This is a genomic window from Nostoc sp. 'Peltigera membranacea cyanobiont' 232 (assembly GCF_002245985.1).
Classification (GTDB): domain Bacteria; phylum Cyanobacteriota; class Cyanobacteriia; order Cyanobacteriales; family Nostocaceae; genus Nostoc.
Map to the genome: position 1 here is coordinate 18,221 of NZ_NOLK01000059.1, position 14,896 is coordinate 33,116.

At 42.7% G+C, this 14,896-nt stretch carries 11 protein-coding genes and 2 pseudogenes; 12 read left to right on the forward strand and 1 reads right to left on the reverse strand.

The annotated features are described in order from the left end of the window. The first annotated feature begins 420 nt into the window (after positions 1–420). From CDG79_RS19860 to CDG79_RS41150, 5 genes and pseudogenes are all read left to right on the forward strand, one after another. A complete protein-coding gene (locus CDG79_RS19860; RefSeq protein ID WP_094343657.1) occupies positions 421–759 on the forward strand; it encodes a hypothetical protein in 339 nt (112 codons plus the stop codon). 156 nt (positions 760–915) lie between these two features. Beyond that, positions 916–2,100, forward strand: coding sequence for an AbrB family transcriptional regulator (locus CDG79_RS19865; protein ID WP_094343658.1), 1,185 nt, complete (start codon positions 916–918; stop codon positions 2,098–2,100). A 37-nt stretch (positions 2,101–2,137) separates the two neighbouring features. After that, a pseudogene (locus tag CDG79_RS19870) lies at positions 2,138–2,311 on the forward strand (phosphoribosylanthranilate isomerase); the annotation flags it as partial. 94 nt (positions 2,312–2,405) lie between these two features. After that, the gene (locus tag CDG79_RS19875; RefSeq protein ID WP_094343660.1) at positions 2,406–3,221 is read left to right on the forward strand and encodes a DUF1838 domain-containing protein; all 816 of its coding nucleotides are present in this window, start codon (positions 2,406–2,408) and stop codon (positions 3,219–3,221) included. A 107-nt stretch (positions 3,222–3,328) separates the two neighbouring features. Further along, a pseudogene (locus CDG79_RS41150) lies at positions 3,329–3,484 on the forward strand (Uma2 family endonuclease); the annotation flags it as partial. Positions 3,485–3,536: 52 nt separating this feature from the next. Here CDG79_RS41150 and glsA read toward each other — a convergent pair. Next, complete coding sequence (gene glsA / locus CDG79_RS19880; RefSeq protein WP_094343661.1) at positions 3,537–4,520, reverse strand: glutaminase A; 984 nt, start codon at positions 4,518–4,520, stop codon at positions 3,537–3,539. 896 nt (positions 4,521–5,416) lie between these two features. On the opposite strand from glsA, the gene CDG79_RS19885 reads away from it, so the two are divergent. From CDG79_RS19885 to CDG79_RS19915, 7 genes are all read left to right on the forward strand, one after another. After that, positions 5,417–6,520: a septal ring lytic transglycosylase RlpA family protein gene (locus CDG79_RS19885; RefSeq protein ID WP_094343662.1), complete on the forward strand. Its 1,104-nt coding sequence runs from the start codon at positions 5,417–5,419 to the stop codon at positions 6,518–6,520. Positions 6,521–6,783: 263 nt separating this feature from the next. Continuing rightward, positions 6,784–8,391, forward strand: coding sequence for a bifunctional pantoate--beta-alanine ligase/(d)CMP kinase (locus CDG79_RS19890; RefSeq protein ID WP_094343663.1), 1,608 nt, complete (start codon positions 6,784–6,786; stop codon positions 8,389–8,391). Between the two features lie 473 nt (positions 8,392–8,864). Further along, positions 8,865–9,467, forward strand: a complete 603-nt coding sequence (locus CDG79_RS19895; RefSeq protein WP_094343664.1) for a superoxide dismutase — start codon at positions 8,865–8,867, stop codon at positions 9,465–9,467. A gap of 448 nt (positions 9,468–9,915) precedes the next feature. After that, positions 9,916–12,042: a cytochrome-c peroxidase gene (locus tag CDG79_RS19900; RefSeq protein WP_094343665.1), complete on the forward strand. Its 2,127-nt coding sequence runs from the start codon at positions 9,916–9,918 to the stop codon at positions 12,040–12,042. A 258-nt stretch (positions 12,043–12,300) separates the two neighbouring features. Beyond that, positions 12,301–12,507, forward strand: coding sequence for a hypothetical protein (locus CDG79_RS19905; protein WP_094343666.1), 207 nt, complete (start codon positions 12,301–12,303; stop codon positions 12,505–12,507). Positions 12,508–12,594: 87 nt separating this feature from the next. Further along, a complete protein-coding gene (locus tag CDG79_RS19910) occupies positions 12,595–13,731 on the forward strand; it encodes an AIR synthase related protein (RefSeq protein ID WP_094343667.1) in 1,137 nt (378 codons plus the stop codon). 462 nt (positions 13,732–14,193) lie between these two features. Then, on the forward strand, positions 14,194–14,880 hold the full coding sequence (locus CDG79_RS19915; protein WP_094328146.1) for a PHP domain-containing protein: 687 nt from the start codon (positions 14,194–14,196) through the stop codon (positions 14,878–14,880). The last annotated feature ends 16 nt before the right edge of the window (positions 14,881–14,896 follow it).

Here is a 14,896-nt window from a genome sequence, read left to right on the forward strand (position 1 = left end):
ACAAGTATTTATCCAGACATGATATAACCGCCTAAACGAGCGATCGCAACCAAGCGCCCAACTAACTGTTAACACCTTGGGTAGTTTTAGTAATTTGGCTTTTAAAACGTGAATTTGAAGGGGATTGAGGACTTCAATAGCCGCAGAATTCTAAACTGCGGTTATGAGCCGCGCGAACGAGAACTCCGTATGGCACAAAGACTCAAAACTCACTTTGAGCGTTCCTACACTCGTCACTAAAATAGGAACTAGAGACTGGGGATTGGGGATTGGAATCAGAATTATTCCCAACATTTAATCCCTAATCTATAAATCTGAGTCACGATCGAGTTAGCGGCTCTGCGCTAAAGTAAAAATATTGGGATCAAAATCTCTGGCAGTAAGTTCAATACACCACTAATCTTTACCATTGCGGCGATAATGTCTCAAGAGTATAACGAATCACTCCAAATTCAAGAGATCACCAAACTCAAACCGAAACACTTTGCTGATTTAGTCAGATCGGCACAATTGATTTTCGACCCCACAGCAGGTGTTTCGGGAAGACATATAACAGTTGACTGGGAACAATTCGGAATTCCCCATGATGTGGCGGACAATCTCAGAACCCTTGGTCAACAGTACCAATATGCATCTCCTCACATCCCTGTTGAAGTCATTTGGAGTCAATTAACTCCCGAAACTCGTATTTGGTTCGTTCAAAACAAAGATAGGTTGTGGCAGCTTGAAGAAGCTTTCCCAGCCCTTGATGAAGATTAAACGGCTGAACCATTAGAAAGGAATATAAATTATTTGTAGGGGCATCATAATCGTTGTGCCCCTATCCTGTCTCTATAGCGATTCTTGTGTAAGTTGATTTATGCGATCGCGTTAGCTCAAGTACATAAGTTAAATTAATAAAAAAGCTTTCTATTGATGAATCAAAGCCCAAGTGTTGCTTCCAGCCTGGAAGAACACACTCATGAAAATGCTGTTGTTACCAAACAACAGCTATTTACGAAGCAACTAATTGTCCTTGTCTTAGAAATGCTTCTAGCATTACCTCTGGGTTTACTCCTCGCCAAGTTCCAAATTGGTAGAATTGCCTGGATATTTGGCGGGATTGCTGCTGGTACAGTAGTTCTTCAAGGGTGTCGAATTTTTTATCAATATTCCCCCCAACCTAACCGCACTGCTAGAAAAGTGGGAATGGCACTTGTAGGTTTAACTGTCGGCGCTTCCAATACCCACGGTAATCTAGCTAGTATTGCTTCTAGTATTCCCATATTTATTTTTCTGACCTTGTTTCTGCTGCTGAGTGGAACCTGTATTGGTTATATTTACGCCCGCCTCAGTAAAACCAACCTATTGACAGCAATGCTGGCGACAGTTCCTGGTGGTGTCGGAATTATGGCTGCGATCGCAGCCGATTACAATAAAAATGTCAGCTTAGTTGCTCTAGTTCAGGCGATTCGCGTCACTTCAGTAGTTGTTTTGATTCCCTTCATCGCTAGGACATCAGCTAGTAATTACTCTCCCCAACCACTCCCAATCAACGGCGTTTGGCTCAATCTCGATCCATCTCAACTAGAATTACTCTTGTTAGTACTCCTAATCACTGGATTAGTAGTTTATCCAGCTATATTATTTAAAATTCCCGCAGGCGATTTCTTTGGTGCATTGTTGATTGGTATTGGGTTTAATCCTTTGCTACATTGGCTGCCTTTTGTGGGCGATATTAGTTTTAGTCCGCCGCCTTTAATTAACTTATTGGGTCAAATGCTGCTGGGAATTACCATTGGTGAATATTGGGGAGACAAACCCAACTTTAAGAAGCGGACTGTCGGCTATACCTTGATGTCTGTAGGAATGACTCTCATCGCCGGAGCGATCGCTGCTATACTTGCCATGCAATTAACCTCTTGGGACTGGTTAACCTGTCTCTTAGTCACAGCACCAGGAGGATCGGCAGAAATGATTTTGGTTTCCCTGGCATTAAATCATAATGTTGAAATTGTCACAACTGGTCACTTAGTGCGGTTGATTGCGATTAATAGTTCCCTACCTCTTTGGGTGTTTTTGTTTCGCCGTCTGGATGAGCAAGTTTCTGAATCAGTTTAATTGATGAGGGAATTGGGCAAAAGAGTGGAGTTTTTATACTTGTTTGCAAGTAAGCGTGCCGATTTTCTTAGCTGGAGGGCTGAAAACTGAAAATGTTGCGATCGCAATCCAACAAGTTGCCCCTTTCGGACTTGATTTGTTTAATGCCGTTCGCACCAACGGCAAATTAGATGAGAATAAGCTGAAGCTGTTCTTCCAGCAATTAAAATAAGGCATCGGGCATTAATTTTTAACCAATGACAAAGATGCAACTTGAATGCTGATTAGCTTATCCTTTTGTTATCCAAACACTAAGGATGCTTTAGATGGTTGCCCAAATCCAAGAACTTGAAGCGCAGCACTGGGTTAAAACTCGTTCTTCCCTCGACCCTAGCGAATCGACTTTCCTGATTTGGAAAGGTAAGATTTATGCCTTTATCCCTGGCGAGAAAAGACAACTCCTGTTCAAGATGCTGGGATTGAGTGTTAGCCGATGTATTCCCACAGCAGAGGGTAGCTGGGATTTTACTTCTAGAGAACTGACTTACTACCTCAATCCAAAAACAGATGAAGTCTTACGCAAATGGGAGAATCCTTGGACAGGCGAGACAGTTCCGGTAATTCACGTCGCCAATAATCCCGTGCAGGGTAGGTTTGAGGGAAATTTTCCCGCACAAGTAGATAGTGACAGTACAACCTTCGTTTTTGATATATTTCCCTATTACCCCAATCCCTTAGCAGACGATCGCAAATTTGCCGAATACAGCCCAAATCCAATTTATCAGGCAGCAGAATTGTTTAAATTAACTGTGCCAACCGCAGATTTATTTAACACAGCCCTTCCGTCAGTTTCTGAACTAAAACTGAGTTGGGATCGGATTGGTCAATGGCTTCCCTGGATGAAAATGGGCGATCGCCCCGGTCAACTAATCTATAGTGCTGTTGGCAGCAAAGTCAATGGTTTAACAGAACTGCCCCAACTGCTGCAAGATGAAATTAATAACCGTATTCCTCTATATAAGCAAGCCCCAAAAGCATTGATAGATGGTGAAGATATGACTTCCTGGTTGTACTTTCAAAAGCACTTTCCAGCTTACTTAGCTGGTGAAATCTTCCCGCTTCCCCAAGCAGAAGAGTTATGAGAATAAATCATTTCAATCCGGTTAGGATAAGATAAGTTACCTATTGATAACGCTTGTAGAGACCTTGCATTGTAACGTCTCTACAGAGAATAAAATTCTACTCATAGTTCATCGGCAATCCCAAACAACCCACTATTTTTGTATGCGAATGAGTTGATGGTGAATATCAAATGACACCATTTCAAGGTAACACCACGATTTCATCACCTATTTTTCCTCAATTAAATTTAACTGCACAGCAGATTTTTAATGCGGCTAACTAATTTATATTGCATCCATACACACCAATTATTATAGTTTTTTGGCTGTTCTAATTTACTCGAATTTCGCCTCTTGACCTGAACAATCAAACAGATGTAAACCTAAGCGTTGGGAAAGTTCTTCACACACCTTCACCCCTCGCACACTGTTACCACGCACATCCAGTAGTGGTGAAAAAACTCCAATGCCCATCTTATTGGGTACAACGGCGATAATCCCGCCACAAATACCGCTTTTCGCCGGAATCCCAATTTTGTAAGCCCACTCACCTGCAAAGTTGTACATTCCGCAGGTGTACATCACACTCAGAATATCTTTGATGTAACGCTTATCTACCGCCTGTTCTTTGGTAATGGGGTTCATACCTTTGTTAGCCAGGGTAGCCGCCATCACTGCTAAATCTTGGCAATTCACTATCACAGCACACTGCTGGAAATAAAGATCCAGCGACTCTTCAATATTCCGGTCAATCATGCCAAAGTTGAGCATCAGATGCGCCATTGCGCGGTTGCGATGTCCGGTACTGCGTTCTGAGGTAAAAACTGAAATGTCAACGAACACATCGCGACCAATATATCGCTTGAACATATCCAGCGTTCGATTAAGACGTTCCGTTGGGCCAGAACCTTTAATTAAGCTGGTGGTTGCGATCGCTCCAGCGTTTACCATTGGATTATAAGGTCGCTTCGATTGCTCATCCAAAACAATCGCGTTGAATGCATCCCCCGTCGGTTCCACGCCAACTCTAGTTAAAACATAATCCAGTCCATGATCTTCTAAGGCAAGTCCATAAGCAAAGACTTTGGAAATAGACTGAATGGTAAAGAGTTGGTCATAATCGCCAACTTTGTAAATCTGACCATCTACTGTGACAATGCAAATACTGAACAAATCCGGGTTTGCCTTCGCCAGTTCTGGAATATATTTAGCTACTGCACCCTCTTGCAGTAACTTGTATTGGGAATGCAATTCCTTAAGAACAGCTAATAATGGCGATGAATCTATTTCTAAATCTCTTTGATTTACTTGGCTTGTCATCAGACTGATAGTATTCTCCAAAATACTCACTATATATAGTAGGGGTGCAGCCGTACATACTTACAACCACAAAGATTTTGTCAAAGACAGCTTGCTGTCAAAAATCATCCTTGAGCAATTACTGAGGTTTATAAGATAAAGTTGTTATTTTAAACACATCTGATATTTTTTGTGCAAGCGATCGCAAAGATTTCTTAATTTTTCCATCGTTAATCACAAAAAATATTAAGTTGAGTATATTTCTTTATTTTATACTCAGTAATACTGATGTTATGGGTTGCATTTGTTGCCTGTATCAGTCTAGTCATTGGGAATAAAAGTCATCATTAATCTAAGTATAAAAAACATATTAAACTCAAACTAATTTGCCTAATTATTTCAGATGTAACTCTTATCACGACTTATTCATAGGGAAATCTAAATATTTAATTAAATAAATGATTTTAAGTATTTATGCCGATGCTATTTAATTGAGGTTATATTATCTTCTTATAGGAAATAGCAATATAAATGTAATATAGAATACACGCATAGTTGCGAGCCTTTAGAAGAGAAATCAATAGGGTATCGTTGCTTTGGCTTGCAATAAGTGTAAAGTTTTTTTAAGAAACTTTTGACTTGCATAAAAAAGCGTTACATAGCCAAAGTCCGCCCTTGAGAAAGGTTTCACCCTTAAATTTGGAACTTTAATTTGATTAAGCTGTCGATAATTACGCTAAAACCCTGATCCCCAAGCTAAAAGGTTCGTGTTAGTCTGTTGCAGTTATAAAGAACAAAGTGAAAACGGAACGAGTTCGAGTTTTTCAGAAGGGAAGTAACTTTCAACTAATTCACTAGTAGAAAAATCCCGCAATTTATAAAACTTAAGTTCTACAGTCGCTTTCAAAAACGGACGCATGAATCAAAGACATTTGTGGATTATTGTTGCCCTGTCTATGGCTGTTTTGGGCATACCTTCAGTCGGTTGTACTCAAACCACCACTCAAACCACCAAGGGAAATGCGCTAGCTTCCCAAAAATCACCTAACCCTGAAGTGGTTAAGGTGGGAGAGTACCAATCCAGAGCAGGGAAACAAACCTTGGATGCTGTGATTACAGAAATTCATCCTCACAACATTAGAGGACGTAAGGCGGCAACCCTTTTTATCCGAAATATACCTGTTCTCACCTTTTTGAGTTCTGTATCAAATACGAATCTTGAAACTAAAAAAGTTGGTGCAATGGTCAATACTGGGGGCGTACAATCGTACGCCCTTATTGCTAGCAATTCATCAAATACATTGAATACTGGCAACTTAACAGATGTGAGTAACCAGATTAGCTCCGATGACAATGACCCGGTTCAGATAGCTGGTGTAATAGCAGCCAAGATCAACCAGTTGAATCGGGAAAATGTTGACGGCAGTAAGATTACCGTCAGTTGGAAAGCAGGGGAAAAATCTAATGCCAATCAAGCGCAAAACAAAAGCGCTCCCCCTCAGCAAGATGGCGATCGCTATGTAATCAAAATTAATGGCGAAGAATTGGTCGAAATTAACGAAGGTACACGACTAGCAGGTTCCACCAACAATCTGGCGCAAGATGCATTGCAAGCAACCAATCGCCTACGGAGACTACTAGGCAATGCATCTCCCCTAAAAGAAATTGCGAATTTACCAGTATCAATACCAAAGCTACCCCGGCAAATTGCCGTCGGAATAGTGCAAGCCACCTTGAGAGGCATGGCTTCTTATTATGGCTATGACGGTTCTGGTACTCGTACTGCTAGCGGTCAGAGATTCAACCCAGAAGAAATGACTGCCGCCCATCGCAGTTTACCCTTTGGTACACAAGTGCGTGTAACCAACACCCGTAATGGTCGTTCTGTAGTACTGCGGATTAATGACCGAGGCCCATACGTTCGGGGTCGAATCATTGACGTATCTGCTGGCGCGGCTCGGATTTTAGGAATGATGGGCAGTGGCGTTGCACCAGTACATATTGAAGTCTTGGGGAAATAATTATTAGGGACTGGGGATTAGGGATTGGGTATTAGGGATTGGGGATTGGGGATTAGGGACTGGGGATAGAAAAATGAGAGACTTTTTTAATAATTCTTCCTTCTCTACAAAGTCCTCAGTCCCCAGTCCCTAATCCCTAATCCCTAATCCCAATCCCAATCCCCAGTTCCGTATCACTTAATTCCCCTAGTTCAATCAACTCTTCCCTCTATTTCAGATATAAACTAGCGGGGGAGGGATCGATAAGAACTAGGGGTATTTTTGTGCGCCTGCTGACAACAGTCGCAGCTTTACGCTGCTATTTAACTAAACGCTGCTCAGAAAACAAGCTAATTGCAGTTACTGAGGATCTGAGACTAGATGAGATGACTGGCTGGTATCAGACGGCAGTTGGTTTAGTGCCAACGATGGGGAATTTGCATCAAGGTCATTTAAGCTTGATCCAACGGGCGCGGCAAGAAAATTCTACGGTGATTGTGAGTATTTTCGTCAATCCCCTGCAATTTGCTCCCAACGAGGATTATCAACGCTACCCTCGTACTTTAGAGCAAGACCAACAACTTTGCGAACAAGCTGGGGTTGATGCCATTTTTGCACCGAGTCCTGAAGAGATGGCAGTTCCCCAGAAGAGTATACAAGAATCAAAGGTTACACAAGTTATACCACCATCTGCTATGATGACAGGCTTGTGTGGTCGTTCTCGGCTGGGTCACTTTCAAGGTGTCGCAACGATTGTTACCAAGCTTTTCAACTTGGTACAGCCTGACCGTGCCTACTTTGGTCAAAAGGATGGTCAGCAACTGACAATTATTAAACGCTTAGTAGCTGACTTGAATTTGCCAGTAGAAATTGTTGGTTGTCCAACAGTGCGGGAAGCATCGGGTCTTGCCTTCAGTTCTCGCAATCAATATTTGACTGCAACGGCAAAAGAGCAAGCCGCAGCATTATATCGCGGCTTGCGACGAGCTGAAACTGCGTTTCGGGCAGGCGATCGCAATAGCAACAAGTTGATAGCAGTGGTACAGCAAGAAGTGGCAATGGTCAGCACAATTTTAGTGGAATATATTGAATTAGTTGAACCGACTACGTTGATGTCTTTAGAAAAAGTTGAGGAGGAAGGAATGTTGGCGATCGCAGCTCGTCTTGGTGCTACACGTTTGATTGACAATACGATATTGCGCGATCGTCAACCCATTATCGCCATTGATGGCCCAGCTGGTGCTGGAAAATCCACAGTGGCGCGACAAGTGGCAGCAAACCTGGGTTTAGTCTATTTAGATACAGGAGCAATGTACCGTGCTGTCACTTGGTTAGTATTGGAAAAGGGGATTGCTATTGATGATGAGTGTGCGATCGCTGAATTAACTAACCAATCTAAAATTGAACTTACTCCTAACCAGGATTTACAATCGTCCGTGCGGGTTTGGATTAATGGTACTGATGTTACCCAGGTAATTCGCACCACTGAGGTAACATCTCTTGTATCTGCGATCGCAGCCCAAAGCGCTGTCCGTCAAGCACTGGTTAAACAACAGCAAAGCTGGGGTAAAAAAGGTGGTTTAGTCGCTGAAGGACGAGACATCGGTACTCACGTGTTCCCCGATGCCGAAGTAAAAATCTTCTTAACCGCTTCTGTGGGCGAACGCGCCCGTCGCCGCCAGGAAGACTTTAATAAACAAGGTCAATCCGAAATCAATTTAGAACAACTGGAACGGGATATTGCCGAACGTGACTGGAAAGATAGTACACGCAAAGTTTCACCTTTGCAAAAAGCGGCGGATGCGATCGAAGTTCAAACCGATGGTTTGGATGTGTCTGAAGTCACAGCACAAATTGTTAACTATTACCAGCAGCGTTTATCTCAGTGGTAATCACCAGTATTCACTGTTAGCTTTTTAGTTTCAAAGGATGGTGAGCGATTATTTACTTACCATCCTCAAAACAGTATTTAAAAATAAGATAATTTCATTAGTGATTTATTAAGTCTTGTTCTAGAAATATTAAATTATTTCAGGATTAAATCATCTTGCTTTCGACTGATTTTCCACATCGCAATTAATCCTACTAAAGATAGAAGGATGAAAGCTTTAATTGCTAAATGCTAATTATAGATTGGACTTTTGCTACAAGATATTAGCCATTTTTATTTATAACCGTGAATCCCTAGCGATTTTACTTATCACTGAAGTACTTTGTTTTCATCTTCACTTTGGTAGTAGAATGGCGATGTTAAGTTTTATGCTCAATCATTAAAGACATAAAACCTCAAAAATAAAAGCTGTTAATTTCCCAAGCTTCTGTAATAGCTTAAAACTGGAAACCGGTAAAGAGAGGATTTGACACAATGGCATTTGTACAGCCCCCGCTACCCTTCGACATTAATGCTTTAGAGCCAGATGGCATGAAAGCTGAAACTTTCGAGTATCACTACGGTAAGCATCACAAAGCTTATGTAGACAACCTCAACAAGCTGACTGAAGGTACAGAACTTGCTGATAAGTCTCTGGAAGAGGTAATCAAAATTTCCTTCCAAGACTCCTCTAAGGCGGGAATATTCAACAACGCTGCCCAAGTTTGGAACCACACCTTCTTCTGGAATTCCTTGAAACCAAAAGGTGGTGGCACACCCACTGGTGAACTTGCAGCCAAGATTGATAAAGATTTTGGTAGCTTCGATAAATTCAAGGAAGAGTTTTCTAACGCGGCTGCAACTCAATTTGGCAGTGGATGGTCTTGGCTGATTGATGATGGTGGTACGCTGAAGGTGATCAAAACACCCAATGCAGAAAACCCTCTAGCTCATGGTAAAAAGGCACTCCTAACCTTGGATGTTTGGGAACATGCCTACTACATTGACTATAGAAACGCTCGTCCAGCGTTCATCAAGAATTTCTTAGATAACTTGGTAAACTGGGACTTTGCTGCTGAAAACTTGGCCAAAGCTTAATCATGTACCAGTGTTGAATCGGTTGTAACAGTAGCTTTTACCAGATATGTAAAGCAAAAACAACCTGTTAATTTATCAATAATTGCAGTCACGAGTAGTATTCGTGGCTGTTTTTAATTTGCTGGGTAGATGTGGTGGAATATTCTAAGCTGCTACGCAGCAACACTGGCTTAATTCATAAAAAAAATTATATTAAGAAAAATTATACTTAAAAAAGTAAGTGGGTATGAATAATTAAAGGTTACAGTAAGCCGCTTTAATCCTTACTATGAGCTAATTTAATGATTTTATATTACGTAATATAGTTTGACTTATTCTTACCTACTTACTTAAGTATAAGAAACCTGATACTTTAACATTTATGTGTCATGAGATACAACAAATTTTCAGATTTGAGAGGGGAGCATTAATGCTTCAACTTTTGACAACATTAACGTTTACATAAAATATGGGGAAAATCCAACTTACTCTCACTTTTGTGGCTGCTGTGGTAGCCAGACTTCGCGATCTGGCATCAAGATTCTCAAGGAGAATAAAAAGCAGTGTGACGATCGCAGCATTTGTGGCGATCGCAGTGCTAGCCGGACATACTGTATCGGCACAGATAACGCCGCCTTCCCAGCCACTAGCTTCACTAAAGACCGTGCCGATTCCAGGGCCAGACTATACAGGCTACGTAAAAGATAAGAGCAAAGCGATCGCCCTGGGAAAAGCTCTTTTTTGGGATATGCAGGTCGGCAGCGATGGTAGGACATCGTGTGCTACTTGTCACTTCCATGCCGGAGCGGACAACAGGGTTAAAAACCAGATTAATCCAGGCATTTTGCGTGTGGATGCAAGCGGCAATCCGAATCCCGATAATACCTTCAGGTTCGGAGGGCCAAACTACACGCTGAAGGCAACAGATTTCCCATTTCACAAATTGGCAGATGTAAACGACCGTAAGTCTACTGTGATTTCTGATGTTAACGATGTTGCTTCCTCCGAAGGAGTCTTCAATACCAAGTTCGTGAGTACCACTCCTGGTAATCCTCAAGACAATGTGACTCAACTCAACGATCCAATCTTCAACGTTGGAGGCATCAAAACGCGTCGGGTAGAGCCGCGCAATACACCAACCACGATCAATGCGGTGTTCAACTTCCGCAACTTCTGGGATGGACGCGCTCAAAACTCCTTCAATGGGGTTAATCCCTTTGGGTTAAGAGATCCCAACGCCAAGCTTTACAAAGCAGCAACTTCTGTAACTCCACCACAAACAGTTAGTGTGAAGCTCAAGAACTCATCTCTAGCTTCCCAGGCAGTGGGCCCGCCGCTTAGTTCATTTGAAATGTCTGCTGATGGTCGCACGTTTCAGGATGTCGGTAAAAAGGCAGTTGGAACGCCAAGCCTACTGGGTGACATCATAAATCTCTTAAAAAGCCTTCCTACAGGATTAAAGCTTCCAAGGGATCTTGGTCAAAAATTACTCTCCTCGAATCTAAAACCACTCGCACAACAGGAGGTGGCTGTTGATGATAGCGTTTTGGGTATTTACAAAACGCCTGATGGAAAAGGTCTTAATAAGACTTACAAGCAGCTAATTGAAGCTGCCTTCCAGCCAGAGTGGTGGAATTCCACATGGTCAATTCAGGTTGATAAAAATGACGGTAGTCGGCAACCTGTCCTCTTGGGTTTAGGGAGTATTCTCGATTCAAACAAGAAAGCATACACGTTAATGGAGTACAACTTTTCGCTTTTCTTCGGGCTGGCGATTCAACTGTATGAGTCCACACTAGTATCTGACAATGCGCCTATCGATCAGTACTTTGATGGCAACCAAAACGCCTTAACTGCACAGCAATTAAGGGGTAAACACCTCTTTGAGGGAGCTGCCAAATGCATCAACTGTCACGGTGGTGCAGAATTCACCAACGCTTCCGTGAAAAATGTTCAGGGTCAACGACTCGAACGCATGATAGTAGGGGATGGACAAGAAGCGGTCTATGACAACGGGTTTTACAACATTGGTGTCAGACCGACTACAGATGACTTAGGCGTAGGTGGTAAAGACCCCTTTGGTAATCCGCTCTCAGAGTCACGAGTAGCTCAACAAGGAAAATTCCAGCAGCTTCTCGGCGCAGATCCCAATATCACGGTCAGCCCCAACCAGAGAATAGCCGCGGACGGAGCCTTCAAGGTAGCTACACTTCGCAACGTGGAACTCACCGCACCGTACTTCCACAATGGTGGAAAGTTAACTCTCAACCAAGTAGTTGAGTTTTACAATCGGGGTGGCGACTTCCACGAGCAGAACATTGCCAATCTAGATGCGGATATCGAGAATCTTAACCTGAGCGATCAGAATAAAGATGACCTGATAACTTTTCTGAAGGCGCTCACTGACGAGCGAGTTCGTTACGAGAAAGCGCCCTTCGACCATCCGCAGTTGTTCGTTCCTAATGGACATCCAGGAAACGAAACCTCCGTTACCAACGACGGTACAGGGAAAGCTACTGATATCAACCCCTTACTGGAGATTCCAGCTATTGGTCGTAATGGTCGCACTAGTCGTAGTCCCAACTTTCTTGAGTAATGTTAAACAGTAGGGGCTAATTTCCATTTTTAAGAGGGTGTTATAAACACCCTCTTAACTCGACTTTATCCCTTTACCCTGGATAAACGCATCTAAAATTTATCTCGATAAATTCTGTAAATAGCTTTCATCCCCGCTTCTTCGAGGTGGGGTTTTCAGTATATTATCTTTCTGATAATTCTTTTTCAAAAACCTTTTTCATCAGCCTTAACTGCCTCCTGTATCTTAAAAGTAGTAGCATAAAAATTAAAATATTATATGGATAGCAAAGAACTAGCGCAATACATCGAAGCAACGAATAGCATTACTAAACCTTGGGTATTGGTACAACTGCGCCTCAAGAAATTGCAAGAGCGTCGAGCCACCCTGACAAACGATATCTACACCAAAGAATTAGAAGATATTTACCAAGACTTGATGAATTTAGGGGAATGGTGGCGCGGTATTGAAGATGAGGTATTTTAAAGTGAGGAGTTATGACTTTTCCTAACTTTTAACTCTTGCACAGACGCGATTAATCGCGTCTCTACTCCTAACTTAAAACGCAACCTGATGGCTCAAGCTCTCGATCAAGTCGATTACGATACTCTCGATGCCGCAAAAAGATGCTTCATCGATGCTGCAAAACGCACGCTTACCTTTGCAAGCGCCTATGGTACTGTCCCCGCATCGGGTCTTGGAGCAAGTGCTAACGCTTTCAGCTTCAACCTCGCTCCATTTATTCAAGCGGGCGCTCCAGAAATTTCTCTAACACTTGTCCCTGAAGGACTAGGAACGGCAGACGATACTCGTCCTGACGACCTTTCCGAAGAAGAACTTCGGCGATTCTGGTGGAACATCGGGATCAAAATCATCTCGTGTCTGACGAACGATGCAGCAACTTCAGGGATGCAGACTCTACTTCTTGGCCTTTATCTGCCATCAAGTACTCCTGAAACAATTTTTACCCCTGTCTTTCTTGATGGGTTTCTGGATGGAGTCGTTGAAGGGTGCAAACGAGTGGGGTGTGTCTATCTCTCAGGGGAAACTCCTCAACTTAAAACTAAGATGATTCCAGGTCGGCTCGACATTGCAGGTTCGGTTTTTGGGGTTATGCCGCCTGGTGTTGCTCCGATTGATAGCTCGCGTCTGGATGCCGGAAATACTATTGTTCTCGTTGAGAGTTCTGGCCCCCATGAGAACGGCTTTACCCCACTGCGAAAGCTTGCTGAATCCCTTCCTGATGGGTATAGAACAAAGCTTCCAAGTGGGCAGGAGTTCTGGGAAGCGATGAATGCTGCTTCATATCTCTACACGCCGCTTGTACAGGCGGTACTTGGCGAAGGAATTCGCCCCACCGCGATGGAGAATATCACTGGACATGGATGGCAAAAGCTGATGCGGTCGGTGAAGCCACTCCGATATGTTGTCGAAACGATGCTCCCAGTACCAGAGATATTTACGTTTGTCGAGGGTCATCTTGAGGGCGGGGCAGAAACGATGCTTTCGGTGTTCAACTACGGAGCCGGATTTGCATTTTATACAGAATCAGAGGCGGATGCAGAAAGGATTGTCATCCTCGCGAGAGAACATAAGTTAACGGCTGTGATTGCTGGAAAGGTTGAAGCCTCCCTTAGCCGCGAGGTGGTGATAGAACCCCTTGGGGTAACTTTGAAGGGGGATTCTTTTGGGATTGCGCGGGAAGTATAATCAGCCGCAAGCGATCGCTAGTTTTTTGAGAACCATTATAAACTCACTCATGCGATGCCTGCGGCGGGCTACGCCTATGCTAAATTTATTACTGGATTAAATAAAATTAGTGCAATTACTGAGCAATAGGTTTTTTTGACACGTGATATCTATTTACATCTCAGGCTTATTAGAGAAAATTATCCTCCTAAATCTCTCAAAATAAGTCATTTCGCACAAATAGTATAAGTGTATTTACAAAATTTTATATGTAATATTTGTTGCTACTTACGTTTAAAGTAGTACAAATTACCCATGACTACTGAGGTTAAGATTTGCTAACGTAGTCTTAACATATTGAAAAATTTGCTGAGAAAGCTGAGAAAGTAGCCACCAATACTAATTTACAGTGTTGGAAATTTCTCATCTGTAGATGGGGCGTTTTAGTGTGTTAAAAATATATATTTTTATTTAGAGGGGGTTATGGCTATAAATTTGGCCCAGACTACTGCTTCAGCAGAACTTTTGAAGCAAGTATTCCAGAACATTGATGCATATAGTTGTCCAAGGTTATTCAACTTTCACATGCACACTATCTACTCGGATGGCAGGTTAAAGCCGAGTGGATTGATGGAGCAGGCGATCGCAATTGGACTAAAAGGGTTGGCGATCACTGACCATCATGGCATTCTTGGCTATCAAGCGGCCCTTGCTTGGTTAGAAGATTGGAAGTGGAGTAATTCTGGTGCAACAACTCCTTATCTGTGGAGTGGCGTGGAAATCAATGCAAACCTTCTGGATATAGAAGTTCATATTTTGGCTTATGCTTTTGCTCCAGAACACTCTAGTATGAAACCCTATCTGCAAAGAAGGCCAACTACAGGCCAAGAATATCAGGCAAGTAACGTGATTGCCGCTATTCACGAAGCTGGTGGATTGGCAGTTCTGGCTCATCCAGCGCGTTACAAGCGATCGCATTTTGAGTTAATTCCAGCCGCATCCCAAAAAGGGATCGATGGCGTGGAAACTTTCTATGCTTACAACAACCCTAACCCTTGGAAACCCAGCATATTGGAATCAGAACAAGTGCAAAAGCTGGCTGATGAATACTTTCTTTTCAATACCTGTGGTACTGATACCCACGGTTTGAGCCTGCTACAACGCTTGTAGAGATGAATCAATTTTT

What these genes read in the sequence shown, in the direction of transcription:
- CDG79_RS19860 (WP_094343657.1), top strand. Translation starts at nt 421, where the DNA reads ATGTCTCAAGAGTATAACGAATCACTCCAAATTCAAGAGATCACCAAA.
- CDG79_RS19865 (WP_094343658.1), top strand. Translation starts at nt 916, where the DNA reads ATGAATCAAAGCCCAAGTGTTGCTTCCAGCCTGGAAGAACACACTCAT.
- CDG79_RS19875 (WP_094343660.1), top strand. Translation starts at nt 2,406, where the DNA reads ATGGTTGCCCAAATCCAAGAACTTGAAGCGCAGCACTGGGTTAAAACT.
- glsA (WP_094343661.1), bottom strand. Translation starts at nt 4,520, where the DNA reads ATGACAAGCCAAGTAAATCAAAGAGATTTAGAAATAGATTCATCGCCA.
- CDG79_RS19885 (WP_094343662.1), top strand. Translation starts at nt 5,417, where the DNA reads ATGAATCAAAGACATTTGTGGATTATTGTTGCCCTGTCTATGGCTGTT.
- CDG79_RS19895 (WP_094343664.1), top strand. Translation starts at nt 8,865, where the DNA reads ATGGCATTTGTACAGCCCCCGCTACCCTTCGACATTAATGCTTTAGAG.
- CDG79_RS19900 (WP_094343665.1), top strand. Translation starts at nt 9,916, where the DNA reads ATGGGGAAAATCCAACTTACTCTCACTTTTGTGGCTGCTGTGGTAGCC.
- CDG79_RS19905 (WP_094343666.1), top strand. Translation starts at nt 12,301, where the DNA reads ATGGATAGCAAAGAACTAGCGCAATACATCGAAGCAACGAATAGCATT.
- CDG79_RS19910 (WP_094343667.1), top strand. Translation starts at nt 12,595, where the DNA reads ATGGCTCAAGCTCTCGATCAAGTCGATTACGATACTCTCGATGCCGCA.
- CDG79_RS19915 (WP_094328146.1), top strand. Translation starts at nt 14,194, where the DNA reads ATGGCTATAAATTTGGCCCAGACTACTGCTTCAGCAGAACTTTTGAAG.